Origin of the sequence: Vibrio sp. 2-1-2a, from assembly GCF_032648565.1 — a bacterium.
Lineage (GTDB): Bacteria > Pseudomonadota > Gammaproteobacteria > Enterobacterales > Vibrionaceae > Vibrio > Vibrio diabolicus.
In genome coordinates this window covers 304,092-329,720 of sequence record NZ_WBOH01000003.1, presented here as the reverse complement: position 1 = coordinate 329,720, position 25,629 = coordinate 304,092, and the positions used below count along the sequence as shown (strand labels likewise).

25 protein-coding genes are annotated in these 25,629 nt (G+C 44.7%); 17 read left to right on the top strand and 8 right to left on the bottom strand.

What is annotated here, in order from left to right; genetic code table 11:
- The first annotated feature begins 472 nt into the window (after window positions 1-472).
- A complete protein-coding gene (locus F7Y48_RS09885; protein WP_025998672.1) occupies window positions 473-1,453 on the top strand; it encodes a chemotaxis protein in 981 nt (326 codons plus the stop codon).
- A 48-nt stretch (window positions 1,454-1,501) separates the two neighbouring features.
- Here the strand turns inward: F7Y48_RS09885 and F7Y48_RS09880 are convergent, their stop codons facing one another.
- Complete coding sequence (locus F7Y48_RS09880) at window positions 1,502-2,038, bottom strand: prepilin-type N-terminal cleavage/methylation domain-containing protein (RefSeq protein ID WP_176319368.1); 537 nt, start codon at window positions 2,036-2,038, stop codon at window positions 1,502-1,504.
- A gap of 446 nt (window positions 2,039-2,484) precedes the next feature.
- Between F7Y48_RS09880 and F7Y48_RS09875 the strand changes: the two genes are divergently transcribed.
- From F7Y48_RS09875 to F7Y48_RS09860, 4 genes are all read left to right on the top strand, one after another.
- Complete coding sequence (locus F7Y48_RS09875) at window positions 2,485-3,207, top strand: sulfite exporter TauE/SafE family protein (protein WP_054867404.1); 723 nt, start codon at window positions 2,485-2,487, stop codon at window positions 3,205-3,207.
- Between the two features lie 101 nt (window positions 3,208-3,308).
- Complete coding sequence (gene rarD, locus F7Y48_RS09870) at window positions 3,309-4,214, top strand: EamA family transporter RarD (RefSeq protein ID WP_005395245.1); 906 nt, start codon at window positions 3,309-3,311, stop codon at window positions 4,212-4,214.
- Window positions 4,215-4,421: 207 nt separating this feature from the next.
- A complete protein-coding gene (locus F7Y48_RS09865; RefSeq protein ID WP_005395243.1) occupies window positions 4,422-4,808 on the top strand; it encodes an MAPEG family protein in 387 nt (128 codons plus the stop codon).
- The gene (locus F7Y48_RS09860) at window positions 4,802-5,335 is read left to right on the top strand and encodes a hypothetical protein (protein WP_005395242.1); all 534 of its coding nucleotides are present in this window, start codon (window positions 4,802-4,804) and stop codon (window positions 5,333-5,335) included. Before F7Y48_RS09865 ends, F7Y48_RS09860 begins: the two co-directional genes overlap by 7 nt.
- A gap of 292 nt (window positions 5,336-5,627) precedes the next feature.
- On the opposite strand, the gene F7Y48_RS09855 is transcribed toward F7Y48_RS09860, so the two are convergent.
- Entirely contained in the window at window positions 5,628-6,992 is a 1,365-nt protein-coding gene (locus tag F7Y48_RS09855; RefSeq protein WP_316683733.1) for an endonuclease/exonuclease/phosphatase family protein, read from the bottom strand.
- Between the two features lie 351 nt (window positions 6,993-7,343).
- Between F7Y48_RS09855 and F7Y48_RS09850 the strand changes: the two genes are divergently transcribed.
- Both F7Y48_RS09850 and F7Y48_RS09845 read left to right on the top strand, forming a co-directional pair.
- The gene (locus F7Y48_RS09850) at window positions 7,344-9,449 is read left to right on the top strand and encodes a M4 family metallopeptidase (RefSeq protein WP_316683732.1); all 2,106 of its coding nucleotides are present in this window, start codon (window positions 7,344-7,346) and stop codon (window positions 9,447-9,449) included.
- 150 nt (window positions 9,450-9,599) lie between these two features.
- Complete coding sequence (locus F7Y48_RS09845; RefSeq protein ID WP_005395239.1) at window positions 9,600-9,914, top strand: DMT family transporter; 315 nt, start codon at window positions 9,600-9,602, stop codon at window positions 9,912-9,914.
- Between the two features lie 83 nt (window positions 9,915-9,997).
- Here F7Y48_RS09845 and F7Y48_RS09840 read toward each other — a convergent pair whose 3' ends face one another.
- Complete coding sequence (locus tag F7Y48_RS09840) at window positions 9,998-10,903, bottom strand: DMT family transporter (RefSeq protein WP_005395238.1); 906 nt, start codon at window positions 10,901-10,903, stop codon at window positions 9,998-10,000.
- 184 nt (window positions 10,904-11,087) lie between these two features.
- Here F7Y48_RS09840 and F7Y48_RS09835 point away from each other — a divergent pair, with 184 nt between their 5' ends.
- The 3 genes from F7Y48_RS09835 (at window position 11,088) to F7Y48_RS09825 (ending at window position 13,771) form a co-directional block, all read left to right on the top strand.
- Window positions 11,088-11,546, top strand: a complete 459-nt coding sequence (locus tag F7Y48_RS09835) for an NUDIX hydrolase (protein WP_301613437.1) — start codon at window positions 11,088-11,090, stop codon at window positions 11,544-11,546.
- A 114-nt stretch (window positions 11,547-11,660) separates the two neighbouring features.
- Window positions 11,661-12,233 carry a GNAT family N-acetyltransferase gene (locus F7Y48_RS09830; RefSeq protein WP_049873552.1) on the top strand — a complete coding sequence of 191 codons (573 nt, stop codon included), beginning with the start codon at window positions 11,661-11,663 and terminating at the stop codon, window positions 12,231-12,233.
- A 125-nt stretch (window positions 12,234-12,358) separates the two neighbouring features.
- Window positions 12,359-13,771 (top strand): coniferyl aldehyde dehydrogenase, encoded by a 1,413-nt coding sequence (locus F7Y48_RS09825; protein WP_316683731.1) that lies wholly within the window; start codon window positions 12,359-12,361, stop codon window positions 13,769-13,771.
- 165 nt (window positions 13,772-13,936) lie between these two features.
- On the opposite strand, the gene F7Y48_RS09820 is transcribed toward F7Y48_RS09825, so the two are convergent.
- Window positions 13,937-14,416 carry an aminoacyl-tRNA deacylase gene (locus tag F7Y48_RS09820; protein WP_006742302.1) on the bottom strand — a complete coding sequence of 160 codons (480 nt, stop codon included), beginning with the start codon at window positions 14,414-14,416 and terminating at the stop codon, window positions 13,937-13,939.
- 157 nt (window positions 14,417-14,573) lie between these two features.
- On the opposite strand from F7Y48_RS09820, the gene F7Y48_RS09815 reads away from it, so the two are divergent.
- From F7Y48_RS09815 to F7Y48_RS09800, 4 genes are all read left to right on the top strand, one after another.
- Complete coding sequence (locus F7Y48_RS09815) at window positions 14,574-16,115, top strand: glutamate synthase-related protein (RefSeq protein ID WP_167427445.1); 1,542 nt, start codon at window positions 14,574-14,576, stop codon at window positions 16,113-16,115.
- Between the two features lie 185 nt (window positions 16,116-16,300).
- Window positions 16,301-18,472: a catalase/peroxidase HPI gene (gene katG / locus F7Y48_RS09810; protein ID WP_316683730.1), complete on the top strand. Its 2,172-nt coding sequence runs from the start codon at window positions 16,301-16,303 to the stop codon at window positions 18,470-18,472.
- Window positions 18,473-18,637: 165 nt separating this feature from the next.
- On the top strand, window positions 18,638-19,090 hold the full coding sequence (locus tag F7Y48_RS09805) for an antitoxin Xre/MbcA/ParS toxin-binding domain-containing protein (protein WP_006742299.1): 453 nt from the start codon (window positions 18,638-18,640) through the stop codon (window positions 19,088-19,090).
- 1 nt (window position 19,091) lies between these two features.
- Window positions 19,092-19,562 carry an RES family NAD+ phosphorylase gene (locus F7Y48_RS09800; protein ID WP_316683729.1) on the top strand — a complete coding sequence of 157 codons (471 nt, stop codon included), beginning with the start codon at window positions 19,092-19,094 and terminating at the stop codon, window positions 19,560-19,562.
- Window positions 19,563-19,642: 80 nt separating this feature from the next.
- Here the strand turns inward: F7Y48_RS09800 and F7Y48_RS09795 are convergent, their stop codons facing one another.
- The gene (locus F7Y48_RS09795; RefSeq protein WP_316683728.1) at window positions 19,643-21,493 is read right to left on the bottom strand and encodes an acyltransferase family protein; all 1,851 of its coding nucleotides are present in this window, start codon (window positions 21,491-21,493) and stop codon (window positions 19,643-19,645) included.
- A gap of 241 nt (window positions 21,494-21,734) precedes the next feature.
- Between F7Y48_RS09795 and F7Y48_RS09790 the strand changes: the two genes are divergently transcribed.
- Entirely contained in the window at window positions 21,735-22,010 is a 276-nt protein-coding gene (locus F7Y48_RS09790; protein WP_316683727.1) for a nitrogenase-stabilizing/protective protein NifW, read from the top strand.
- A 118-nt stretch (window positions 22,011-22,128) separates the two neighbouring features.
- Here the strand turns inward: F7Y48_RS09790 and F7Y48_RS09785 are convergent, their stop codons facing one another.
- Both F7Y48_RS09785 and gloA read right to left on the bottom strand, forming a co-directional pair.
- A complete protein-coding gene (locus F7Y48_RS09785; RefSeq protein ID WP_316683726.1) occupies window positions 22,129-23,229 on the bottom strand; it encodes an alkene reductase in 1,101 nt (366 codons plus the stop codon).
- An 11-nt stretch (window positions 23,230-23,240) separates the two neighbouring features.
- Entirely contained in the window at window positions 23,241-23,627 is a 387-nt protein-coding gene (gene gloA / locus F7Y48_RS09780) for a lactoylglutathione lyase (protein ID WP_109169914.1), read from the bottom strand.
- 211 nt (window positions 23,628-23,838) lie between these two features.
- Here gloA and F7Y48_RS09775 point away from each other — a divergent pair, with 211 nt between their 5' ends.
- Both F7Y48_RS09775 and F7Y48_RS09770 read left to right on the top strand, forming a co-directional pair.
- A complete protein-coding gene (locus tag F7Y48_RS09775) occupies window positions 23,839-24,267 on the top strand; it encodes a PaaI family thioesterase (RefSeq protein WP_048624985.1) in 429 nt (142 codons plus the stop codon).
- Window positions 24,268-24,293: 26 nt separating this feature from the next.
- Window positions 24,294-24,683: a MazG nucleotide pyrophosphohydrolase domain-containing protein gene (locus tag F7Y48_RS09770; RefSeq protein ID WP_048624986.1), complete on the top strand. Its 390-nt coding sequence runs from the start codon at window positions 24,294-24,296 to the stop codon at window positions 24,681-24,683.
- 45 nt (window positions 24,684-24,728) lie between these two features.
- Here the strand turns inward: F7Y48_RS09770 and F7Y48_RS09765 are convergent, their stop codons facing one another.
- On the bottom strand, window positions 24,729-25,604 hold the full coding sequence (locus F7Y48_RS09765) for a universal stress protein (protein ID WP_025536385.1): 876 nt from the start codon (window positions 25,602-25,604) through the stop codon (window positions 24,729-24,731).
- Window positions 25,605-25,629: the final 25 nt, after the last annotated feature.

Sequence of the window (25,629 nt, the reverse complement as noted above, 5' to 3'; positions counted from 1 at the left end):
CCTCACTACTATCCGAACTGTCATACCGCCCAACGCAATATGATTGTATTAAGAGGGATTGTAGGAAAAACCTTTCTGATGGAAAGGAAAATGACATTTTCTATAATTGAAATTCACTGAGCACAATTGAATAAGATACTGTCGAATACGCCAATACACGAGGGATTTTATATGTGTGGGTATAGTGATAGGCCAACGAAAAACATCAATATTAACCCTAAACTTTTCATCGAAATGGCCGCTAAAAGTGGGAAGGTAAGCTCGCACTAAGTTAACTCATGTTATCCTGTTCAAAAATGAGACATTTTTTCACAGTTTGATATGGAAATGTGCGTTGGCCGTCCTTTTGGTGGTTTACAAACTTTGTTGTAACGACTAAAAAGGATGCTTGGATTTTTAGCCTGAGAATGGCTTCTCATGGCGTTTGCATCAAACTTTTTCTGATGCGTATTTTGGTTGGATAATTGGCTTTATGAGTAACGTAACCAGCACCATTTTGACAGAAAGTGGTACCAATGAGCTTGAAATCATCGAGTTTCATTTAGAAAAAACATTGCCGGATGGCAGCACAAAAACTTGTTATTACGGCATCAACGTTGCGAAAGTACGAGAAGTGATTCGCGTACCAGAGACAACCGATTATCCAAACGCACAACCTCACATGATCGGGGTGTTTTCGTCCAGAGATGTATTGACGCCTTTAGTTGATTTAGCTGGTTGGTTAGGTGTACCAACACGCCAGGACCTAGAGCGTAAGTTTGTTATCGTTACTGATTTCAACAAAATGACCAATGGCTTTCTGATTGATAGTATTTCACGTATTCATCGTATCTCTTGGAATGATGTGGAATCACCAAGTCAGTTTTTGGAAGCGGGCGAACAAGATTGTGTAGTGGCAGTTGTCCGCAAAGAAGGCAACCTGATCATGATTCTCGACTTTGAAAAAATCATCGCGGATATTAACCCAGAGCTGAGTATGGAAAAATACGATGTGAAAGGGGATAAGTCGGTAGATCTAAACCAGAGAATGGTGGGTAAGCGTAATGCTAAAACGATCATGGTGGTGGATGACTCAGCATTTATTCGCTCTTTGATTCAAGATACATTAGCTTCTTCAGGTTACAATGTGATCACTTGTAAAGACGGTGGTGAGGCTCATGAGAAATTAATGAGCTTAATCGAGGTTGCGAAAGAAGAAAACTTGCCAGTTAAAGAGCTGTTAGATGCGGTGGTTACGGACGTAGAAATGCCTCGAATGGATGGTATGCACTTAGTGAAGAGACTACGCGATACTGAAGCGTTTCATGAAATGCCGATCATTATGTTCTCATCATTGATGAGTGAGGATAACCGAGCGAAAGCACTGTCTCTTGGCGCAAATGATACGATTACCAAGCCAGAGATTGGCCGTATGGTGAATATGATGGATAAATACGTGTTTAACTTTGCGTAAACAAACTCGATAAGATTAAAAATAAGGCTGCCGATGGGCAGCCTTATTTTATTGTGAGCATGGAAGAATTTCCAAGGTGTAATTTTCGTTTGGACCCTGCGGTGGCCCATATAAAATCCCACATTGAGTTAAACTGCTATTTTTATCATCTCTTGCTGAAATGACGACTTTAATGTTGTTAGTTTGAACAATTTTCCAGTCACTATCTCCATACTGATTCTCAAGTTCTGAGACTAATATAGCTAAGCTTGTTTCATCTGCATCAGGGTAACCGTACCTAAATGTACAGCTAAGAGAGCCATTCAACTCACAGCCTGAGAAAGGCAAATTTTCAGGGCCTTTACCTGAACCTGCGTCTGTGTGTTTGTTTGATATATATGGATAGTGTTCCAACCCTGCAATCGCCATTTTCCCATAACCGGCACCAAGCGCTGATGCAATCGCGCCCTTCATGCCTTCTAAACGCGCTTCACGCGCATCACTTTGAAGGTTTAAAAAGCGTGGTGCGGCAGTGACAGCAAGAATGCCAAGCACGACAATAACTACGACTAACTCTATTAGAGTAAATCCAGTTTGTTTTCTCATATTATTTTCACAGCAAGTTAAAGGTAGAAAAAGTAACACTGACCGTACACTTGTTGTTGTGTAAATAAGTACGGTAATGACAAAATGATCAATAGTATAAAGCGATGAGTCATAAAGTGCTATACCGATGTAGTGAGAATCGACTACGCCTATATAGAGCGGGAGGAGGGGTCAAAGGTCTAATGCGGCCGTTTTTGAGCAGTCATTAATTCCGTGGAAGAAATGCTGCATGAACAGTCGAGCATGAATTCGCCTAGATATAAGCATACGTGTACATCGGCTGAATGAAAGACGAAAAGAAGTGACGGCAAACCGCACAAATGGATTGTCTTTTTGTTCACTTTGATGAATGCTACGCGAGATTCATATCACAACACACTCGACGCATTCATCGTGCGAATGTGCTTTGGTTTCGTGTTTGGCTTTCAAATATAAGAATAATCTAAATGGAATTCGATTCGATAAACTTGCTTGCGATAGGGCTAATATTTCTTGGCTCTTATGTACAAACCGCAATAGGCTTTGGCTTGGCAATTGTTGCCGCACCTTTACTGATTCTTTGGGCGCCGGAGTATGTGCCTGCACCAATCTGTTTAGTCGCGTTATTTATTTCGTTGATGAATGCGATGAAGCACCGCAGTAGTGTTGAAATCGGCGGTTTAAAAATGGCATTGATTGGGCGTGTGCCCGGATCGGTCGCTGGCGGCTTGCTACTGTTTTTTGTCTCGACTCAAGCCCTTACACTTTGGATTGGTTTTTTGGTGTTATTCGCGGTTGTGGTGAGTGTTTTACCGTTTCGGGTTGAACCCACACCATCGCGTATGACATTAGCAGGATTCTTTTCTGGATTGTTTGGTACCAGTTCGGCGATTGGAGGCCCACCGATGGCGTTGTTGTTGCAACATCAAGAAGCGAATCAGTTACGTGGTAACCTATCGGCATTTTTTGTTTTCAGTTCCATCATTTCGCTCGTTGTTCAAATTCCCGCTGGTTTCTTCACATTACACCATTTGGTGATTACTATTCCGCTATTACCTGCGGCAGCACTTGGGTATTGGCTCGCGATGAAAACCACCCAATCGTTACCAAAAGAAAAAATTCGGTTTGGAGCACTTATGTTGTGTTTTGTGAGTGGGTTTACAGCAGTAGTACAAGCGTTGAACCAGTAATGCCCTCAGCATCTTAAACTCACAGGGATATCGCGTTCCTTTTATTATGCATGGCGCGATTTGTTTGCGCTGACTTATTCGTTTAGATGAGCGATAGTTTTATGAATAACACTCGTTATGGCACTTTTATGGCAGCATTCTCCTTTGTAATTTGGGGGCTGCTACCCATTTATTATCGTTATTTACCGAATGCTTCAATGGATGAGTTGCTGGCATGGCGAATCATCGGCTCAGTTCCGGTCGGTTTTTTAATTGTGCTTGGTATAACCCGTCGAGGACCGAATTGGAAAGAAATCTGGTGTGACAAAAAATCTTTGTGGTACACGTTTGTCGCGAGCAGTTTGATGTGTATTTCATGGAGTGCGTTCACTTGGGCTTTGACTCACCATCGAGTCATTGATGCAAGCTTAGGCTTTTTTATTGGACCGTTGGTGTCAGTGGCGTTAGGCGTGTTTATTCTTGGAGATAAGCTTTCAAAAGGCAAACTCATCGCAATTGTGCTAGCAACAATTGGCGTGATGTATCAAGTGATTCATTATGGCCAGTTGCCTGTTATCGCACTAACGATGGGGTTGTTCTTTGCTTTGTATGGCTTGTACAAGAAGAAGATAACATACGACTGGAGCACCACCTTGTTTGTTGAGGCCCTGCTATTGACTCCAGTTGCCGTGGCGTATTTGTTTTACAAACAATGGACAGTGGGTGAGTTGGCTTCAGGCGTAGATATCACAACATTGCTTTTGTACTTTGGCAGCGCACCGATCACGCTTTTACCACTGATTTTTTATTCTATCGCGATACGTATAACAAACTTATCGACAGTTGGTTTAATGCAATATATTGAACCAAGCTTGCAATTTGTTTTGGCTGTGATGTTTTTCGGTGAACTGTTTGATGAAGTTAAAGCAGTGACTTTTGCCTTTATTTGGGTGGGGCTGTTATTTACAATCTTTGAAAGTATTGTCAAAGGGCATAAGCGTAAAAAGTTGGCCAATCATCCTTTATAGTGCACTATTCTTGAATATTCACGATTCCACTCTCACGCCCTCTATTCGAGGGCGTTTTTAGTTCCATAAAGTATTCTCTTGCTCGTTTTCTTATATTCGAGTCAAATCATAATTTGAGGTTAATTGACGCATTATCATTAGGATACCGCTATATTTATAGCCAAGTGACACGCTATATAATGAAAACCGGATCAAAAAGGACGACATATGATCACAGCTCTATACGCTAGCATTCTTGCAATACTGATTATTTGGTTGGCCGTTCAAGTGATTAAGCAGCGTCGCTTAAATCAGGTTGCTTATGCTGACGGAGGAGTAGAGGCTCTCCAAATCGCTCGTAGTGCACAGAGTAACGCGACAGAATATATCCCCATTACTCTGATTCTAATGGCACTATTAGAATCCAATAGTGCTTACCCAACCTGGATACATCTCACAGGCATTATTTTCGTGATCGGTCGAATTATCCATGCTCGAGGTATATTGAAAGAGGACTTAAAAAGGCGTGTTAGGGGCATGCAGGTGACATTCCTAGTGATACTTTCGCTGGTTGTGTTGAATATGATTTATCTTCCGTACGATAAGTTATGGTAAGTCTTCGTAGCTATATCCCGCCGCCATGGGTACTCGTTCTGATTGGGTTAGTACTGAATATTGGCGCGATCGTTCTTACTAGCTTGGTCCTTGATAGTCTTGGCAAACAGTATTCGCAACTCGCAGAGCAAAAGGCGGAAAACTTGTATTCCATCCAACTCGCGTGGAATAGCGTTGAAACTCTAGAAAGAAAAAGAGAGGCGTTGCTGCTTCACTTGCACATAGGTCAGAGCGCAGCGATACCTTCGGAGATAGAACAGATATTGGAAGGGCACTTATCCTCTTGGACTCATCACGAATCGGATGAAATACAAATAGATAAACTCCCTCAGCTAATGTCAAAGATAAACCAAGCACAAGCTTCGTATAGAGATCGCATTGATGACTATTACATTGAGAATGTAGAGCTCAATGAGGTAATGGCAAAGCAAGATGAAAAGATCGCTTGGTACAAGAATATCGGGCTCTTCTTACAAGTATTCGGACTCGCATTAATCCTCGCACGTGATTTGGCTAGGAAGCCATAGAACAAAAGTTAACGGTAGGGTTTATTGCGAAATGCTAATTATAATTTGCAAATTGCAATTCATTGCGTGAGCAAACAGTGGCTATTGGTGAAGTTTTAATGAAAGTGGTTAAATAACAACCTGTTTTTGTGCGCTACAAAGTTGGCACGTCTCATGCTTTAGTATGAGTGACCCTTTCTAAGCCGAGGGTCACCTAGCCAACTGACGTTGTTAGTGAACCACTTTGTTCACAAATATATACAGCCAATCACGAATCCTTGTGGTTGGCTTTTTTTTATTTAAATGACACAGTTTAGAACTGTGCTTTAATCCAGATCATGCGATGGTCGGAAGACACATCTTTGCCATCACCATACTTACCAATACGCGCATCGTTAAATAGCTTACGACCTTCTTCATAAGAAGCTGACCAGTATACGCCAGAGTCCACCACATTTAGGTTTGCAGAAGGCAAGGCATAATCTACACCCAAGCCAAACGTCGAAGTGATGCGATTTGGATATGGGTGAGTGGAGCTGCGGTCAACAGCGTGTTCGGCTGCCCCAAAGCTTGTCGGATAAAGCTCGCCATTCATCATGGTTTGGTTAACCAATGGATCATTATGCAGTTCTTGCATTACAGAGCTAATACCGTCACCGGCCACGGGATCAAGGTTTTGATCGCCCATCATTACGAATTTAGCCCCGCTCGATAAGCCGCCTTTCTTACCTGCATCGTCGTAGAAATAGTCTTTACCTTGAATGTAGTGATGCCAGAACTCTACTTCGGCTGCGTTTTGCGCTTTGTTTTTACCTGGATCGAATACTGGTGGAGTAGGGTGCGACATCAGTAGATGCACAACTTCCTCGCCATTGCGAGTCGGAATGATAATTGGTGCATCTACGTGGTTTTTAGAAGATAGGCGTACTTGATCCCATTCTTCTGCAGAGTACCACTCATCACCACACTTCATGCCATCTGGAATCTTTTGTGAGCCGTCACAGATAGTAATGGTTGGAATCTTCGCACCTTCCATATCTTTCCATTTAAACGCTTGGAACGTACGCGTATTTGCCGTATCAATCTTGTATTTAGACATTAGGGCAAAGGCGTATTGACCGTGGTACATGCCAAAGCCCCATGCATCGCCCGGCATTTGACCTGCTGTTCCATTGTTGTCGAGGTCAAACTCGCTTAGCAAACCTGTGTTGGTAGAGTAAGACTCCGCGTAAGGATATTCGATAGGTTCAAGGTTCGCTTCACCACCTGCACCATTGATGCTTTGCGCGACAGACAGGTAGTTCTTCTGGAAGCCTTCAAGGGCTGCTTTGTTTTCGCCTGTTCCGTCGTTGTTGTATTCCGCCATCATAAGAACATCAGGGCGATTCTTCTGAATAATCGCAGCAACGTTTCGAATTTGAATGACTTTTTCCGCAGTGGTTTTGTCTTCAGCGGCGATAGAACCGTCTAAATAGGCAGTAACCAATACAGTTTGCTGCGCTGGTTCAATTTGCATTTCACTCACTAAAGCTTCAAAAGTTGCACGGTCAAAAGAGAGGTTGTAAGTCGCTATTTTTACTTCTTTAGGCTGAACATTGACGTATTCAGTGTCGTCATTACATCCAGATAATAGAGCGGCGCCAACAAGGAGAGCGATAGAGGTTTTGATTGTTTTCATGGGTACGTCATACCTTATAATTGATTCTGCTGAATATTAAAGTCATCAGTAATTGTTTTAAGCGATATCAATCACACAAACGTTTTCATATTTACATGTTCAATTAGTTTTTGTGTGATTTGTGCAATAAACGCAACACTTTCAACACCAAAAGGTTATATGCAAATTGTTAAAAAACGGTGTCGCTTTTAATAGATGAAATGGCACTAAAACATAAGCTGTATGATTGTGTGTGCTAAAATCAATGAGCGGGATGATTACGATAAGTTTGACTTTACTTTCGGGTGAGAAACAAACAAATAGAACTGGTCAGTTTGGCTTTGCTATTGATGCAAAATAGGGGGCTAACCGATGGGTTCAGTATCAAACTATCAGAGCAGGCTATTTGTCACGGCAATACTTGCTTCACCACTTTTTTTTTCAACATCTTTATCCGCCGCTCAGTCCGAACGGCTAGAGCAAAACCATGGTCTTGTTGTTGCTTTAGAAAAACGCAACCTTGCAGCCACACAAAATATAGATCGTGTGTTAGGTTTACAAAATGGAAATCGTGTACAAAAGCTGAAAACCAACCAAGGTAAAAACGGCGGTACGCATAGTCGTTATCAGCAGATGTTTAAAGGCGTCCCGATTTGGGGCAAGCAAATTGTCGTACATCGTGATAAACAGGGCCAAATCAAGCATATCAACGGCACTCTCGTAAAGGATATTGCCCGAGATATCAATGATATGGTGCCTAAATTGTCGCTTTCTCAAGTAATGTCTTCAACGCAAAAGCCGTACCGTGAAAACGGATACCAAATAGATAATCAGCGCCAAGGTTTGCGTATTTATGTCGATAAAAGTGACGTGGCGCACTTAGCTTATATTGTCCAGTTTTTTGCTGATAATGAGCATGGTGGTAAGCCTACGCGTCCCACCTTTCTTGTTGATGCTAAAACAGGAAACATTTTGCTGCAATATGAGGGGTTAGCGCACGTAGAAGCGAATGGTCCGGGAGGAAACCAAAAAATTGGTCGTTATCACTATGGTGTGGATTTTGAGTCTCTATTAGTCCAGCAATCTGGTGATACGTGTTTGATGGATATTCCAGGCGTGGTCAAAACCATTAACTTGAATGGTAGGACGTCTGGCAATACACATACGTTCGTTTGTCCAACCAATAGTGTTAAAGAAATTAATGGAGCGTACAGCCCGTTAAATGATGCGCATTACTTTGGCAAAGTGGTATACGACATGTACAAAGATTGGCTGAATACCGCGCCCTTAACGTTTCAGCTTCAAATGCGAGTGCATTACCGCAAACGCTATGAAAACGCCTTTTGGAATGGTTCGAGCATGACTTTTGGCGACGGTGCGAGTTATTTCTATCCTTTAGTGAGTTTAGATGTCTCAGCGCACGAAGTTAGCCATGGATTTACAGAACAAAACTCTGATCTGATTTATTCAGAGCAATCTGGCGGAATCAATGAGGCTTTCTCAGATATGGCAGGTGAGGCGGCTGAATTCTATTCACGTGGTTCTAACGATTGGAAAGTTGGGTACGATATTAGAAAGGCTGCCAATGCGGCGTTGCGCTATATGGATAATCCGCCCCTTGATGGTCGTTCAATTGATCACGCGTCTCAGTATGTGAGTGGCATGGATGTGCATTATTCAAGTGGTGTGTTTAACAAAGCGTTTTATCTATTGGCGGTTGAGTACAATTGGGGAACGCGACAGGCGTTCGAGGTTTTTGCGTACGCTAACCAGAACTACTGGACGCCAAGTGAAACGTTTGACTCTGCAGCTGCGGGTGTATTGGCGGCCGCCCAAAGCTTAAACGTGGCGGCGAATGATGTAGCCGACGCTTTTGCTCAGGTCGGTGTTTCAGTTGATGGCGGAGTCGTCGAGCCACCATCTAGCACGTGTGAGGCTATCGCCCTAAACAATGGTGTTTCCAGCAACATAGACTCTTCATCTACTGGTGAGTGGCATTGTTTTACGATTGATGTGCCTACCAACAGTTCAGACTTTACTGTTACCACATCGGGAGCAAACGGCGATGCGGATCTTTACGTTAAGCTGGGAAGTGAACCAAGTTTAACCAGCTACGATTGTCGCTCATACAGTAGCAACAGTAATGAAGCATGTAGTATTACTTCTCCGAATGAAGGAACGTGGCACATTGGCGTGTACGCTTACAGCAGTTACAGTAACTTGAATGTGGAAGCAAGTTATGTAGGACAAGAAGCGCCACCAACATCTGATGAAGTTACTACACAATCAATCAACAATGGTAAAACGTGGACGGCGATTATTACTGGTTCTGGCTTGATGAATGGCGTGTGGAATGTTATTTCAAATACGCCGTGTGATAACGATAACGAGTGCAGTTTATCCGGTATCGGAAAGAAAACCAGTGAGGTTAGCTTTACGTTGACGGATGGTACCGTATTCATCATCGCTAAGCCCTAGCGATTTTTATGTAAAGAGGCCCTGAAATATCAGGGCCTTATTTTTTTACGTTCAATTTTCTGTATATAATAGCGAGTCACAAAGAAGTGAGGACGACCTCACCGCTCTATCTTTTCTCGGGGACGACCCCATCTCGTTGGGAAATATGACATGGCTTGGGGAATTCTCTTCATTGCTGGCTTATGCGAAGTGGCATGGGCTGTCGGACTAAAATACTCACAAGGTTTTACCAAATTGGCGGCATCTGGCTTTACCGTTACGTTTATGGTGTTGAGCTTTTGGTTACTTGGAATTGCATTAAGGACGCTACCACTCGGTATCGCTTACGGCGTTTGGGTAGGTATAGGAGCGATTGGAACGGCAATCGTCAGTATCTACATATTTAACGAGCCCGCGACGCTAATAAAATTGCTGAGTTTATTGCTTATTGTAGCTGGTATCGCTGGATTAAAATTATCCGCTTAACGTCAGGTTAAACATAAAAAAGAAAGCCAGAGTCGACTCTGGCTTTTTACGTTTTAGTGTTGTCTCGCTTTAGGGCTGAAGGGTTAAGCGCTGCGCTTAACGAATGGCAAGCGCAAATGGTGACCAAATACGTTAATGAGTGCGCCCGCTACAATTAGTGCACCACCGATGTACGTCCAGATGAGCGGGATTTCGCCGAAGAAAATGATGCCTAACAACACAGAAAATACGATCTGAATATACGAGTAAGCAGACGCTTTGCCCGCTTGCTGAGTTTGCATTGCTTTGGTTAATCCCAATTGCCCAACTTGGGTGAATACACCAACCAAAACCAACATGAACGTCAGATACAGGTCGGGCATAACAAAATCATCGCCAATCAGTAAGAGTGAAGCGGGCAGAGCAACTAGAGGGAAATAGAAAATGATCACTGAACTATCTTCAGTTTGGCTAAGTTTTCTAACAATGACATAAGCAATTGAGCTACCAAATGCGCCCAAGATTGCAATCATTACGCTAAACATAGGTAAAGTGCGCTCTGCTTCTTGCCCTGTTTCTGGACTTACCATTATATAGATGCCGAGTAAGCACAAAGCAATACAAAGGAACGTCGATGGTTGAATGCGTTCCTTCAAGAAAAAGACGGCTAGGAGCGCAGTAAATACTGGGTGAATGTATTGGAAGATGGTCGCTTCTGCCAAAGGTAAGGTAGTCACCGAATAATATACGCACATCAATGCCATGGTACCCACTGCGCCACGCGCAAACAGTAATGGCTTATTATTGCCCCATACAGAAATTCGTTTTCGCTTAACATCTAAATAGCTGATAACAAGTGAGACGAGTGCCCTCGCTGCAACAATCTCAAATACAGGGATACCATGAAGACTGACATGCTTTACTGTGGCAGACATTAGCGCGAAACCGAATGCGGAGAGCACCATAAAGCGCACACCAATGGGAACCAGAGTATTGAATGAATTAGACATTTTACTGCTCATTTGTTGCGACAGATCGCACTTTAGCATACTCAGCTCACAAAATGATCCGTGATATTCAAACACATCTGCCGAGAGTGAGAATAAGCAGTAGACTATGGGTTCTCAAGCAACCCTATCTTTCATTCGCGCATGGAGCGCATCTAGGAAATATCTAGCTATTTAAGGAGCATACATGATCCCAGTACAAGCAACGCATACTTCTGGCGTTGTCATTTCTAAAATTGATGGCGTCGATAAAATGCTGTTGCTCAAACGTGTTAAAGGTGATTATTGGTGCCATGTTGCTGGTGGTGTAGAGGCCGGTGAAACCGGATGGCAAACTATTCTCAGAGAACTGAAAGAGGAGACGCAAATTGACGATGTTGAGTTACATACTGCAGACTTTCTAGAACAGTTCTACGAAGCAAAAAATAACCGCATCATGGTTATTCCATGCTTCGTATTACTTTGTCCACCTAACCAATCGGTTGTACTTAACGAAGAACACACAGAGTATTGTTGGTGTACGCTTGAAGAAGCAAAGCGACTAGCGCCGTTTGCAAATCAGCACCACCTTTACGAACATGTGTGGAGGCATTACGTGGATGTGGAGTCGTTGACGCCATTTACGTTGATTGAACAAACAGACTAGACGAGATAACCATCCTTTTAAGCACGTTTGAAATAACGAATATGGAAGTTTGTTCTCAACGCAATGAGGCGGTAGGATTTGTGAGTAGTGTTTACTGAAAAAGGGATAATGTGGATGGATGAGGTCATGTGCCAAAAGGCGTATCAAGGAAATAGCATGCAGGCCAGTTTTTCTGTTTCAGACAGGGTCTCAATTGAGCCTCTTACCACCAAACACGCGACCGTTTTACTGGAAGTGGTGAACACGTATCGAAACAGCCTCTCTGGCTATTTGCCTTGGACGGACTTTGTGACCAACCGCAGAGAAGCGGTGAACTACATCTCTCAGCGCGTGAACAGCAAAGCGTTAGATGCCCACTGGTGCGCTATTTATTTTGATGGGCAGTTTACGGGTGTTATTGGCATTAAAGGTGTGGATTCGCACACACGCGTCACTGAGATTGGCTATTGGCTTGCCAACAATGGGCGAGGACACCGAGTGATCGACCAAGTACTCGCGGTGTTGATTCCTTTTTTGAAGCAGAAAGGGCACGCGCAATTCATTCAATTCCACTGTATGGAAGACAACATTGCCAGCATCAATATTGCTGAGCGTGCTGGTGCTACATTAAAAGAATACATTGATCACGAGTTCGAGACGCTTGACCGCTCTCAACGGCTCGGCATTTATGAGTTGCGTCTGACTTAGCTCCAAATCCACTGATATTTTAATCAGAGTTCGAACTCTAATTTCGCGAGCGCTACAATAGTAACATTGTTGCGCTCGTGTTAATTTGGAGCGTCATCGGTTGAAACTAGGTTAGGAGAAGCATCATGAACGCAATCGCAGAGGTTGAAGTGGACAACTCGTTACAACAAAGCCTTGATCGCTTAAAAGCGGCGTATGCCGCCGAACCGTATCCTAGTTTGGATGAGCGTAAGCAGCGCCTTGTCTTGCTAAAACAAGCTCTGATTGCGAATAAACAAGCATTGGTGGAAGCGCTGAGTGACGATTTTGGCTATCGTTCCGAATTTGATACCGCCATGACCGACGTTTTGCCGACGGTCTCGCACATCAATTACACCATCAAGCAGCTAAAAAAGTGGTGCAAACCAAGTAAGCGTGAATCCGGTCTGTTGCTTGCTCCGTCGAAAGTGACTGTTCAGTATCAGCCACTCGGCGTGGTCGGGATCATTTCGCCGTGGAATTTTCCTGTCATTTTGAGCCTTGCGCCTTTAGTTACTGCTTTGGCCGCAGGTAACCGTGTGATGATGAAGCTCAGCGAATTTACGCCCAAAACCAATAAAGTCATCGTCAATATTTGTCGCGAGTTGTCTGAATATGTCGAAGTATTTGAAGGTGAAGCGGACGTTGCACGATCATTCAGCCAACTGCCATTCGATCATCTTTTGTTTACTGGCTCGACAAATGTTGGTCGAGCTGTGGCAAAAGCAGCGGCTGAAAACCTGACTCCAGTGACGTTAGAACTGGGTGGAAAATCTCCGGTGATCATTGCAGAAGATGCAGACATGAAGAAAACCGTTGATGCGATTTTGTTTGGTAAATGCATCAATGCCGGTCAGATTTGTGTGGCGCCAGATTACGCGTTTGTACCACAAGAACGCGTCGAAGAGTTCATCACGCTGTTCTTAAAACGTTTTGAAAAACTCTATTTGAAATCCAATAAGAATCAAAAGCTGACCCATATTATTAATCAACGACAGTATGATCGTTTGACTGCGCTACTTGAGGACGCCAAAGCTCAGGGCGCAAGCATCCATACTGTTGAAGCGTCACCTCAACAGGAAAGGCTTTTGTATCCTCATTTGATCACAGACGTGTCGACAGATATGCGCATCATGCAAGAGGAAATATTTGGGCCATTTCTACCCATCAAGCCTTACAAAGCGGTAGATGAAGCGATTGACTACATTAATCAGCACCAGCGACCACTTGCGCTGTATGTTATGTCGGACAACAAATCGACCATCAGACATATTGTACGCAACACACACAGTGGCGGCGTCGGCATTAACGACACGGTATTACACGTTGGCGCTGAAGATGCGCCTTTCGGTGGCGTTGGTGAATCAGGCATTGGTCATTATCACGGAGTGGAAGGATTCAGAACCTTTAGCCACGCGAAAACCGTACTCCACACGCCGAAATGGCTACCAAGGACGGGGGCATTAATGCGTCGCAGAGCTATAGCGATAAAAGCGATACAAAAGATTTTTGTTCGATAGTGGTTGGATTGTTAAAACCGCTCAAACGGGCGTTTTTTGCTTCTATGTGTTCTGAATTGCGGATTACCTAAGGTCGGGAAGTTTCCACCACGTGCTGCCAATAGAGAAAGAAAGGCTCTTTTTGAAAGAGCCTTTTTCACGAAATGTCGACAGATTTTTGGAAGTTTAATGCAGAACTTCACTGCTGAATCTTAAGTATTTGCAGTCGTTCATTAGCTCTTTAAATGCCTTTCTATCTAGCTTAATCAGAGTTTCATGATCGCCGGCTTCAAGATAGACATGTTCCAAGTTTGCTAATCTTTCATCACAAACGGTCGACATGTGGTAAGGACTACCAATCGGTGGAATCGCGCCGTGCTCACAATCAGTGAAGAGTCGGTAAACCATACGCTCTTTCACCAAGTGGAAAGTAGCGTTAAATTCATCGTTTAATCTCGACAAACTGATTTTGTTGTTGGCAGGTAAGACTGCCATCATATGATGCCCTTCATGATCCTCAAGAATGACGCCTTTTGCGATATTCATTAAAGGCACACCTGCGGCAACACCACTTTGTAGCGAGCTATGACTGTGGCTGTGATTCACGGTTTGAAAGTGAATGTTATGCTCAGTCAAATATTCATCTAATCGGGTTGCAATCGTCATATAGCCTCCACGTGTATGAGACCCATAAAGAGTATAGGTGAGGCAAGCGACAATCGCGTATTTTACTCTGGTTTCGCTGACGCTCTTTCCGCTCCTGTTCTACGCTTATTGCAAGCCAGCGAGAAAGCGTGGTTAACAATAATAAACAGGGGGCAACATGAGCAAGCCAATCATCGCCGATAATAAGCCGATTAAAGTGAATCTAACCGAAGGGCAAGAATATTACTTTTGCCGATGTGGACGTTCTAAAAATCAACCTTATTGCGATGGGTCGCATTCGGGAACAGGCTTAAAGCCAATGAGCTTTACTGCGGAAAAAGATGAAGAGGCGTATCTCTGCCAGTGCAAGCATACCTCTAATGCCCCATTTTGTGATGGAACACATAAGCGTTTTTCTTCTGAGCAAGTCGGCAAAGAAGGCCCTGAGAAAAAACGAGAGAAAAGTGACAAACCGACTGCGTCCGCTACTCAAGAAGAACCAACCCTAGAGTTTATCCACCAGTTAGCGAGAGAAGGGCTCTCTAAACTCGGTCATCATGGTCCGATGGCTGCAATGGGGGTTCCTAGGCATTTGCTACCACATTGGGATGCTATACAAATCATGGTGGCGCAAATGGCGACACAACCGTTGTTGGAAGACGTTCCCGTATCAACTGAGTTGATTGTGGGGCCAAACGCACGTAAGCCGCTCAAACTTGCTATCCCTTTATTGGTATCGGACATGAGTTTTGGCGCACTTTCGGAAGAGGCGAAAATTGCGCTAGCAAAAGGTGCTGAGTTGGCAGGGACTGGTATTTGTTCCGGTGAAGGGGGGATGTTACCTGAAGAACAAGCTGCAAATTCGCGGTATTTCTATGAGCTTGCCAGTGCTCAGTTTGGCTACGATGAATCCAAGCTTCTTAATGTTCAGGCTTTTCATTTTAAAGGTGGGCAGGGCGCCAAAACAGGCACGGGTGGTCATCTTCCAGCAAATAAAAATGTAGGTAAGATCTCTCAGGTGAGAGGTATCCCCGAAGGCCAACCAGCAATCTCACCGCCAACATTTAAAGATCTTCATACTACTCACGATTTCAGAAAGTTTGCTGACAGAGTCCGTGGCATCACGGGCGGCATTCCAATTGGCTTTAAACTCAGTGCAAACCATATTGAGCAAGACATACAATTTGCGCTCGATGCGGGTGCCGATTACATAATCTTAGATGGTCGCGGTGGTGGCACGGGCGCGGCGCCAACTATGTTCCGTGATCATATTAGCGTGCCAACCATTCCTGCGTTAGCTCGTGCGCGTAAGTACTTAGATGAAAAAGGCGCAAGTGACCGCGTCACATTAATCATCACTGGTGGGTTGCGAGTTCCTATGGATTTTGTCAAAGCGTTGGCACTTGGGGCAGACGGAGTGGCGATAGCAAACAGTGCGATGCAATCGATCGGTTGCGTCGCGGCCCGGATTTGTAACACCAATAATTGCCCTGCGGGGATCGCAACGCAAAATGCCGATTTGAGGCAGCGTCTCGATATCGAAAAATCATCTCAGCAACTGAAAAATTTCTTCGAATCCTCGGTCGAGCTCATGCAAGTTATGGCAAGGGCATGTGGTCACCACGCTCTGAATGAATTTAGTCGCCATGATTTAGCGACCTGGGATCACAACATGGCGAGGCTGTCTGGGATCAAGTATTCAGGTATGGAGTTAAACTGATCTCTATCCATATTTTCTGCATATAGGTACATGTTTGATAACAATTATTTATTAGCCGAGATATGGAAATTTTGACTTGGCGTTAACTAAAAATTCAGTGTATGAACTACGCTGTTTGAGGTGGATATTCGATTTATTGAATAACAAAGAGTGGTTGCCACAACCACGATACGAAGGAGCATTATATGAGCAACACAAACGGCGGTTCGGTAGGTAAATGTCCAGTTATGCATGGTGGGCAAACATCTACAGATAAGTCGGTGATGGATTGGTGGCCGAATGCCTTAAACTTAGACATCCTGCATCAACACGACTCCAAAACCAACCCATTTGGCCAGGACTTTAATTACAAAGAAGAACTGAAAAAGCTAGATGTCGAAGCACTTAAAAAAGACTTAAAAGACTTAATGACTGACAGCCAAGACTGGTGGCCTGCCGACTGGGGACATTACGGCGGTTTAATGATCCGAATGGCATGGCACGCAGCGGGTAGTTATCGTATCGCGGATGGACGTGGCGGCGCTGCGACAGGCAACCAGCGTTTTGCTCCTCTCAACTCTTGGCCAGATAACGCAAACCTCGATAAGGCTCGCCGCCTTTTATGGCCCATCAAGAAAAAATATGGCAACAAATTAAGTTGGGCCGATCTGATTGTCCTTGCCGGTAACATGGCGTATGAATCCATGGGCTTTAAGACCTTTGGTTTTGGCTTTGGGCGAGAAGACATTTGGCATCCCGAAAAAGACACCTACTGGGGTTCCGAGCAAGAATGGTTAGCCACAAGTGATGCTGATAACAGCCGCTATTCTGGTGAGCGAGATTTAGAAAATCCACTTGCCGCAGTAATGATGGGGCTTATCTACGTCAACCCAGAAGGGGTGGACGGGAACCCGGATCCTCTCAAAACAGCACATGACATGCGTGTGACCTTTGCGCGAATGGCAATGAACGATGAAGAAACTGTCGCGCTCACAGCGGGTGGTCATACGGTCGGTAAGTGTCATGGTAATGGTGATGCCGCAAACCTTGGTCCAGAGCCCGAAGCAGCAGACGTTCATGAACAAGGTCTTGGCTGGATTAACCACAAAACACGTGGCATTGGCCGTGACACGGTAACGAGTGGCATTGAAGGTGCTTGGACGACACACCCTACACAATGGGATTACGGATACTTCCACCTACTATTTAAGTACGATTGGGAACTGAAGAAGAGCCCAGCAGGTGCATGGCAGTGGGAGCCAATCGACATTGAAGAAGAAGACAAGCCTGTCGATGTTGAAGACGGCTCTAAGCGCTACAATCCAATCATGACTGACGCCGATATGGCGCTCAAAATGGACCCTGAATATCGCAAGATTGCAGAAAAGTTCCAAAATGACCCAGCGTACTTTGATGACGTTTTTGCTCGTGCCTGGTTTAAGTTGACACACCGTGATCTAGGACCAAAATCATGTTATTTCGGACCTGATGTGCCAAGCGAAGATCTTATTTGGCAAGACCCAACGCCTGCAGGTAAGACAGACTACGATGTCGATTTAGTGAAAACAAAAATCGAAGCAAGTGGCCTATCCATTAGCGAGCTAGTAAGCACGGCTTGGGATAGTGCGCGTACTTACCGTGGCTCTGACCGCCGAGGTGGCGCAAATGGTGCGAGAATTCGTTTGGCTCCGCAAAAAGATTGGCAAGGAAACGAGCCAGAGCGTCTAAGTCGTGTTCTTGCTGTGCTAGAAAAAATAGCAGCAGAAGAGGGCTGTAGTGTTGCTGACGCTATCGTGCTTGCTGGTAACGTAGGTATTGAACTGGCTGCGCGTGCCGCAGGTCATGATGTTTCCGTACCATTCGCGCCAGGCCGAGGTGATGCCACCCAAGAGATGACGGATGTTGAATCGTTCGAAGTTCTTGAGCCTGTTGCTGACGGTTTCCGAAATTGGTTGAAGAAAGACTACGCGGTTAAGCCGGAAGAGTTGTTGCTCGACCGAGCGCAGCTTATGGGTTTGACAGCACCAGAAATGACGGTACTCATCGGTGGTATGCGCGTTCTAGGCAGTAACTACGGTGGTGGAAAAGAGGGCGTATTTACTGACCGAGTAGGCACTTTGTCGAATGATTTCTTCGTGAACTTTACTGACATGGTATATATGTGGAAACCAGTGAGTGCTAATCAATATGAAATCCGTGATCGTAAAACCGACGCTGTGAAGTGGACGGCAACCCGTGTGGATCTTGTCTTTGGCTCAAACTCGATTCTACGTTCGTACGCGGAAGTGTATGCGCAAGATGATAATCAGGAAAAATTCATCCACGATTTCATCGCTGCATGGACGAAAGTCATGAACGCCGACCGTTTTGACTTGTAATAAGTGAAACGATGCAAATCGGTAGATGCGTAAACAAAGTTGATGAATAAGTAAGAGAGGCGGGCGCAAAGCTCGCCTTTTTCTTTACCTGTCTTTTTACTTTGATTGAAATTTGAGCTCATTTGAACCATAATAACTAGACCATATGAACCATAGGAGCTTAGTATGGCAACTGCAGCATTAAAAAGCTTTAAGCCGAAACAATCTCATAAAGCCAATTTCTGGCTTATGTTAGGTATTGAAGATGCTGAAACGGGTCGTATTGATGCGGTTCACAAAGGCTTTGAGCCCAAGGTATACCGGAACATTGTTGATCGAGTAAAGCTTTCTCAAAGTGAATTCCAACATGTGACACTGATTCCTGTTAGTACAATTAAGCGTCGTCTTAAAAATGATGAGCGTTTTAATACTCAAGAGAGTGATGCAATCTATCGATTAGCGATGTTATTGAAACTCGCGACAGAGTTGTTTGACGACGAAGAGCGCGCGTTAAAATGGATGAGAGAGAATGTGTACGGCTTAGGTGGAAAAAGGCCGCTAGACATGGTCTCGACCACGGTGGATTTTGAAATCGTCAAAGATTTGATCGGCCGTTTAGAGCACGGGGTGTTCTCGTAATATGAAGCTCTATCGTCTCACACAAAAGAAATTTGCTGACACGCCATTCAGCCCCGTTGGCGCAAAGTTGTTTGGAGGGCGATGGAACTCAAAAGGAACCGAAGCCCTCTACTTCTCTGAATCGGAATCCCTTTGCTCGTTGGAAGTGTTTGTTCACGTAAATAACGATCCAGCTATCACCAAACTGTACGATTTATATCGTATTGAAATGCCAGAATACCTCATCGCCACCTTAGATGAAGAAGATCTTCCAGTGACGTGGCGAGCAATACCGGCGAGCGAGTCTACACAGTACATTGGTGACCAGTTTCTCAATGATCCTCATCCTGAGTTTGCCGCGCTGCAAGTGCCTTCAACGATTTCACCTCGTGATAAAAACTACGTGGTGAACCCAAATCATCCCAAAATGAAAGAGAGCATCAAGAAAGCCGAAAAGCTCGATTTCGCGTTTGACCCACGCATTTTCAAATAAACGCGCTGGCTTTCTCTCGCTTTAAAATATTCAGCGCTTACCTGAGATAAGCGCTGAAGCATAAAAGTTTATTCTCTTGGTTATTGTCGGTCGTAAGTGAACTGTTGCGCTTCATTCGTACTGTTGTGGTAATGCCCAAGCACTAACTCAGCACCTTTGTAAGATAAATGGCTGTCATCGGTATACATGGCGTTGTTCGCACCAACTTTCATTCGACATACACCATTTCTGCAAATGGCCTCGGTCAAGTCGACAAACTCAACATGCTCAAATTGCTCAAAGTAGTTCACTAACTTTTCCACGTTTTGAGGGTGATGTTGTTTGGGAGAAAAATCGCATGCGGACTCTTTCGTCTCGCCAAACAAACGCGCTTTCCAAAGGCATTCTCCTACCGCAAAAGGTGCAGAAGGCGTTGGGCCGAAAACGACCACTTCTTTCCCTTCCAGTTCATTCAACAATCCAGTTAATGATGTCTCATAATCGGCTTGTGAAAGCTCTTTATTGAAGTTGGAAGAGATAACGACGCGACGAATAGAAGGGGTACGCAAAATGGTATCGACTGCCTGTTTGAAGAACTGTCGGCAAGAAATTGATCCAGCATCTTTGATGATGTCGACATAACCTACTGCACAGGAATCTTGAGTAAGTTGCACCACGCCAGTTGGTGTTACTTCGGACAGACGCTTCACGTACACCATGCTGTGACTATTGCCTAACACAGCGATGGTGGGCTGCGGCGCAGACGAGCACACATCGTTAACGTCAGTGTTGCCGTTGCAATTTAAACCGTAACCGTTATTAACGCGCATGGCTTCGAAAAATGCGCTTCTTTCTGGAAAACCACCGTTTTGATGACCGATAACGCCGAACGTTAGCAAGGGCAACGTCAACAACACAATAACCGCGGACACAGTGCGCATGCTCATGGCTTTTCGGCTGCGGAACGGCTTTTCCACAAAGCGCCAAGTGAAGTAAGACAGTACAAAAAGAGCGGCAATGTAAAGCGAGATATTGACGTCTTGAGTTGCGTCCAGCATGTAGCGGTAAAACACAAATAGCGGAATATGCCACAAGTACAAGCTGTAGCTGATTAAGCCGACGAACACGACCCATTTGAGGCTCAGCAATTTACCGCAGACATTGTCTTTAGAGGCAAACAAAATCACTAACGCGCTACCGATGACCGGCACCAGCAAAGTGATACCCGCGCCATCTTGCGATTTTTCAAACAAAAGTGCAGAGGCCAATATCAAAACGATGCCAATGGTTGCCAGCGTATCGTTGGATTGAACTTGAGCTTTTCTCATTACTAATGCGAGTAATGAACCGGTTGCCAGCTCCCAAGCACGAGAGAAGATCATGTAGAAGGCGAAATCAGGATCGTTGCTCGTATAGACAATAGCCATCAAACTCAGCGCAAATACCGCGATGAAAAAAGTCAGGTAAAACGCGTTTTTGCCACGAGCGAGTAGCATGAGTAGCAAAGGAATGACAATGTAGTATTGTTCTTCAACGCCCAAGCTCCAGGTGTGAAATAGCGGATTGGCTTGATCTTCTAAACCGAAGTAATTGTGGCCTTTTAAATACAGAAGAATGTTGGATGAAGAAAGAATAGAAGACACTGCGAACTGACCAACGTCTTTGTGTGCTTGTGGCAAAAATAGCCACCAAGACATCAAATAGCTGACGGCAATCACCACCAGTAGCAGGGGAAGTATGCGGCGAATGCGTCGCTCATAAAAATCACCGAGGCTAAACTTCTGGTTTTCCAAATCGTTAATCACGATGGTGGTGATCAAATAGCCGCTGATAACAAAAAACACGTCGACGCCAATAAAGCCACCAGCGAACTGCTCAACTCCTGCATGAAATAAAATCACCAACGTGACAGCAATCGCCCTTAATCCGTCTACTTCCGCTCTGTAAGTCATATCGTGTCCCTCCAACATTCCGTTTAACGAAGTAGAGCAAAATATGAACCAGAAATAATGTTGCTTTAAATCAGAGCCTTAAAGTGATTATCAAAATGAAAAGGCTGGGGGAAATAACGAATTCCCAAATTGAATTTCAATATGGAAATCCCAGAAAGAGTGATGTTAAGAAGCGCTAAATCAAAGAACGTAAAGCGCGAGGCTCTTAGACTTCATTGAAAATGATAACGCTAAAGAAACAATGACAGAGAATACAATTCAGGAAAAAATTGCCAGCTTTACTTGTATCGAAGAAGCGTTGGATTACTTCGAAATCGAGTTTGATAGCCGATTTATCGAAAACAACCGAATCGAGTTGGTTAAGAGGTTCAACGGCTACTTAATCCTCACTAAACCGGATGATTGGTTTTCAGGCCGCCGCGCACTGAAAAATTCCTACTGTAAAGTACAACGCAGTTTACTAAGTAAAATGACGCGCTCTGCGTGCCGAGGTTGTACATCTTGTCAAAGACGTTAATTCTTGGTGGCATGCCTAAAAAGAACCCTGCATCTTGGCGTCACAGGGGGAAGAGCAAGGTTCTTTTGGGTTAGCTATTGGTTTGTCGCGAGTTGCGAATCAGCTTTACGCAGATGAATTAACCCGAGTGATACGCAGGGTAGTCCACTAAGCCTTTTTCATCGCCGCCGAACAATGTGGCAGGGTCATGTTCTGCCAGCGGATAGCCATGCTTGATGCGGCTTGGCAAGTCTGGGTTTGCAACAAACGGGCGACCAAAACCGATCATGTTGGCTAAGCCACTTTCAATCGCGTGTCGCGCCTTTTCTGCGTTGTAACGACCGGCATAGATCAGTGTGCCTTTATACGCCTCACGAACTGCGGCTTTAAAGTCGTGGGGAGTGTCTGGCGCGTCGTCCCAATCCACTTCTGCAATGTGAATGTAAACCACATTGAGTTTATCAAGCAGCGCAGCAGCAGCGGTGTAGGTGTCGACTGGTGTGCTATCAACGGTGCCGTTTAACGAAGTGAATGGTGCAAGGCGAACACCAACACGCTCTGCGCCAATGGCTTGCGTCATCGCTTCTACCACTTCACCAAGAAAACGCAGACGGTTTTCAATTGAGCCGCCGTATTCATCGGTGCGGTTGTTCGCTTCAGAATCGATAAATTGGTTAACCAAGTAGCCATTTGCTGCGTGAAGTTCGACACCATCAAACCCAGCTTCTATCGCGTTTAATGCGGCTTGGCGGTATTCTTCAATAACATTCTTGATGTCTTGTTTGGTCATTTCACGTGGCTCAACCACGTCGACAAAGCCAGGTTCGTCTGTGCCATTGTCGATAAATACTTTCACGTTTTCTGCTTTGAGCGCAGAAGAAGAAATAGGTTGCTCGCCGCCGATGTTGTCAGGATGAGTCACACGACCAACGTGCCATAATTGCGCGAAGATAACGCCGCCTTTCTCGTGCACTGCATCAGTTACTTTTTTCCAGCCAGCAATTTGCTCTGGGCTATAAATACCCGGTGTCCACGCGTAGCCTTGACCCGTTGGTGAAATTTGCGTGCCTTCAGCAACAATTAATCCCGCTTCGGTGCGTTGAGCGTAGTAGGTGGCCATCATGTCGTTGGCAACATTACCCGGTTGAGAGGCTCGAGAGCGCGTCATCGGAGGCATAACGATGCGGTTTTTTAATGAGAGAGAGCCAAGTTGAATCGGTTGAAATAATGCATCTGTCATAGGAAACCTCGTTATTGTTCAGTTTGAATCAGTTCGATTGGGTAGCCGTCGGGATCTTTAATGAAGGCGATGTGCGTTTCTCCTCCTTTCATTGGACCGGGTTCGCGAGTGACGTTGCCACCAAGCGCTTTGATTTGTTCGCAAGCTGCGTAAATGTCTTCACACCCAAGCGCCATGTGTCCGAATGCGTTACCTAAGTCGTAACTGCCGGCATCCCAGTTATAAGTTAGCTCGATGGTCGCGCCATCTGGTTGATCAGGGCTACCAACAAACACCAGTGAGTAACGGTATTCTTGGTTTTCAAAACGATCCAAAACGCTCATTCCCAGAACGTTTGTATAAAATTCGATAGATTTGTCTAGGTCAACAACACGGATCATCGTGTGGAGAAACTTCATAAGTCGCCTTTCATAACGTTGCGTAATCACTATGCAAACCATATCGCCACTCTAAATAAACTGGAAATTATCGTTAATTATGAAAATGATTATTTAACGTTATGGATAATGAGGTTGTTGGCCCTACAACGTGCAAACAAAGATTACTCGCCATTTCTTTTTAATAATTGGCATATGCTAATTACTCCTTTTTACAAGCCGAGTACTTAACATGTCCGCAAATAGTCACTTTCATTCCACTCACGAATCTCATTATCAATGTGCGGTTTGTTCTTCCATCGATGCGAATCCGAACTCTTTGGCTGTGAACTACCAGTGTCTAGCCGATGGTTCTGTTGTCGGAGAGTTTCACGTTTTACCTCGTCATCAAGGTTACACAGACCTGTTGCATGGTGGCATTGCGAGTTCGCTGCTCGATGGTGCAATGACACACTGTTTGTTATTTAGAAACATTCAAGCCCTTACAGCGCAGTTGGATGTGCGCTACCATGCACCTATTGAGCTAGATGAGCGCGTCACGATTACTGCACACTGTGAAGGTGAACGCCGCGGTATATATCAACTGGTGGCTCAATTACTGGTCAATAATGAAGTTAGAGTGACGGCAAAAGGGAAGTTTATTCGTCCTAAAGAGGCGTAAATAAAAACTCGTTCTACGGAGAGATAATGAAGAAATTTGATGAGCTGTACGCAATTGCGACGAGAAAATCTCAATATGACCAAACCAACACTTGGTTTAAAGGCGTAGAGACTTATCTGGAGGCCATTGGCAAAGAAGTCGATGAAGTCCGTGAAGAGATTCGTGAGAACCGCCTTTGTCATTTGGAAGACGAGTTAGGCGATGTGTTGTGGAACTATCTTAACGTATTAAAAGTGTTGGAAAGAGAAAAGGGCATAGATCCTGAGAAAGTACTCGAAAGAGCCTGCACTAAATACGAGCAGCGTGTATCTGCGATTGAATCGGGACGCAGTTGGGATGAGGTTAAACAGCAGCAGAAACAAGCCTTGAACGCGGAACATGAAGCCGCGCAGTTAGAGACCATGAAGAGCCAATAACTGCGCGTGATATTATTTAAGATGCGGCGGGATGGGGAAGCCTGATCAATCCTTCGTGCTATTGACGAGCAGCAGGTCACAAGGCGGTTGATCAAGTAACGTGTCTACAGTGCTGCCAGACCAAAATTGGGATGACATGCTTCGTTTACATGCGCCCATAATCAGAATTGCCGCTTGTGATTGCTTAACTGCTTTTGGTAACGCCGTTTCAGGGTTTCCTTCTGGCAGCAGTAGTGGTACTCGTGTTAACTTTTGCGCAGTAATAAAGTCCGTAATGCCTGCTTTTTGATTGCTCAAAATCTCTGCACGATAGCGAGATAGATAAGGCGCAACGTAGCGGCAGTAAACTAACGTCATTTTTCCGCTCAAGGTTTTTTCTAGCTTTGAGCCTCGCGATACGATGGCTCTATCTACGACTGATTTTGCATCTCCGCGATGAAGCGGATCTATCGCGCAAAGCATGTTGGCGTGAGAAGGCCATGAACGCTCACTTAATAGTAATAAATCACAATCGTTTTTTGCTAGCTCGGTGAGTAAGGTTTGAATTTCGTGCTTGTTAAAATGCCCCACGAGCAGTAAATCTGTGTGGTCGACAAGCCGTTTCGCGACTTGAGCAATCCAATGACTCCCTTTGAAATGCTCGTAAGAGAGGGTTGGCGTTTCAACTTCCTCTTCTTCACAAAGTTCGATAACGAAGTCTTTAAATTTTGATGTCCAAGCTTCAAACTCAGCTTGTCTCTTTTCTATATGGTCAGAGTTGAAACTAAGGAAATGCGCGAACGCGTGATCTTCACTTCGGCGGTGATCTTCCACCAATACCACGATGGGTTGAGCCAGCGCTGTCGCAAACTGAATCACTTTACGAAGCACTTTACGACTTGGTAAGGCAGCTTGCTGAGTCAGAAAAAATACTGGTGCCATTGATTACTCCATTATCAAACGAGGC

Excerpts from the sequence above, each read along its gene's own strand:
- F7Y48_RS09885 (WP_025998672.1), top strand. The coding sequence starts at position 473 with ATGAGTAACGTAACCAGCACCATTTTGACAGAAAGTGGTACCAATGAG.
- F7Y48_RS09880 (WP_176319368.1), bottom strand. The coding sequence starts at position 2,038 with ATGAGAAAACAAACTGGATTTACTCTAATAGAGTTAGTCGTAGTTATT.
- F7Y48_RS09875 (WP_054867404.1), top strand. The coding sequence starts at position 2,485 with ATGGAATTCGATTCGATAAACTTGCTTGCGATAGGGCTAATATTTCTT.
- rarD (WP_005395245.1), top strand. The coding sequence starts at position 3,309 with ATGAATAACACTCGTTATGGCACTTTTATGGCAGCATTCTCCTTTGTA.
- F7Y48_RS09865 (WP_005395243.1), top strand. The coding sequence starts at position 4,422 with ATGATCACAGCTCTATACGCTAGCATTCTTGCAATACTGATTATTTGG.
- F7Y48_RS09860 (WP_005395242.1), top strand. The coding sequence starts at position 4,802 with ATGGTAAGTCTTCGTAGCTATATCCCGCCGCCATGGGTACTCGTTCTG.
- F7Y48_RS09855 (WP_316683733.1), bottom strand. The coding sequence starts at position 6,992 with ATGAAAACAATCAAAACCTCTATCGCTCTCCTTGTTGGCGCCGCTCTA.
- F7Y48_RS09850 (WP_316683732.1), top strand. The coding sequence starts at position 7,344 with ATGGGTTCAGTATCAAACTATCAGAGCAGGCTATTTGTCACGGCAATA.
- F7Y48_RS09845 (WP_005395239.1), top strand. The coding sequence starts at position 9,600 with ATGGCTTGGGGAATTCTCTTCATTGCTGGCTTATGCGAAGTGGCATGG.
- F7Y48_RS09840 (WP_005395238.1), bottom strand. The coding sequence starts at position 10,903 with ATGTCTAATTCATTCAATACTCTGGTTCCCATTGGTGTGCGCTTTATG.
- F7Y48_RS09835 (WP_301613437.1), top strand. The coding sequence starts at position 11,088 with ATGATCCCAGTACAAGCAACGCATACTTCTGGCGTTGTCATTTCTAAA.
- F7Y48_RS09830 (WP_049873552.1), top strand. The coding sequence starts at position 11,661 with ATGGATGAGGTCATGTGCCAAAAGGCGTATCAAGGAAATAGCATGCAG.
- F7Y48_RS09825 (WP_316683731.1), top strand. The coding sequence starts at position 12,359 with ATGAACGCAATCGCAGAGGTTGAAGTGGACAACTCGTTACAACAAAGC.
- F7Y48_RS09820 (WP_006742302.1), bottom strand. The coding sequence starts at position 14,416 with ATGACGATTGCAACCCGATTAGATGAATATTTGACTGAGCATAACATT.
- F7Y48_RS09815 (WP_167427445.1), top strand. The coding sequence starts at position 14,574 with ATGAGCAAGCCAATCATCGCCGATAATAAGCCGATTAAAGTGAATCTA.
- katG (WP_316683730.1), top strand. The coding sequence starts at position 16,301 with ATGAGCAACACAAACGGCGGTTCGGTAGGTAAATGTCCAGTTATGCAT.
- F7Y48_RS09805 (WP_006742299.1), top strand. The coding sequence starts at position 18,638 with ATGGCAACTGCAGCATTAAAAAGCTTTAAGCCGAAACAATCTCATAAA.
- F7Y48_RS09800 (WP_316683729.1), top strand. The coding sequence starts at position 19,092 with ATGAAGCTCTATCGTCTCACACAAAAGAAATTTGCTGACACGCCATTC.
- F7Y48_RS09795 (WP_316683728.1), bottom strand. The coding sequence starts at position 21,493 with ATGACTTACAGAGCGGAAGTAGACGGATTAAGGGCGATTGCTGTCACG.
- F7Y48_RS09790 (WP_316683727.1), top strand. The coding sequence starts at position 21,735 with ATGACAGAGAATACAATTCAGGAAAAAATTGCCAGCTTTACTTGTATC.
- F7Y48_RS09785 (WP_316683726.1), bottom strand. The coding sequence starts at position 23,229 with ATGACAGATGCATTATTTCAACCGATTCAACTTGGCTCTCTCTCATTA.
- gloA (WP_109169914.1), bottom strand. The coding sequence starts at position 23,627 with ATGAAGTTTCTCCACACGATGATCCGTGTTGTTGACCTAGACAAATCT.
- F7Y48_RS09775 (WP_048624985.1), top strand. The coding sequence starts at position 23,839 with ATGTCCGCAAATAGTCACTTTCATTCCACTCACGAATCTCATTATCAA.
- F7Y48_RS09770 (WP_048624986.1), top strand. The coding sequence starts at position 24,294 with ATGAAGAAATTTGATGAGCTGTACGCAATTGCGACGAGAAAATCTCAA.
- F7Y48_RS09765 (WP_025536385.1), bottom strand. The coding sequence starts at position 25,604 with ATGGCACCAGTATTTTTTCTGACTCAGCAAGCTGCCTTACCAAGTCGT.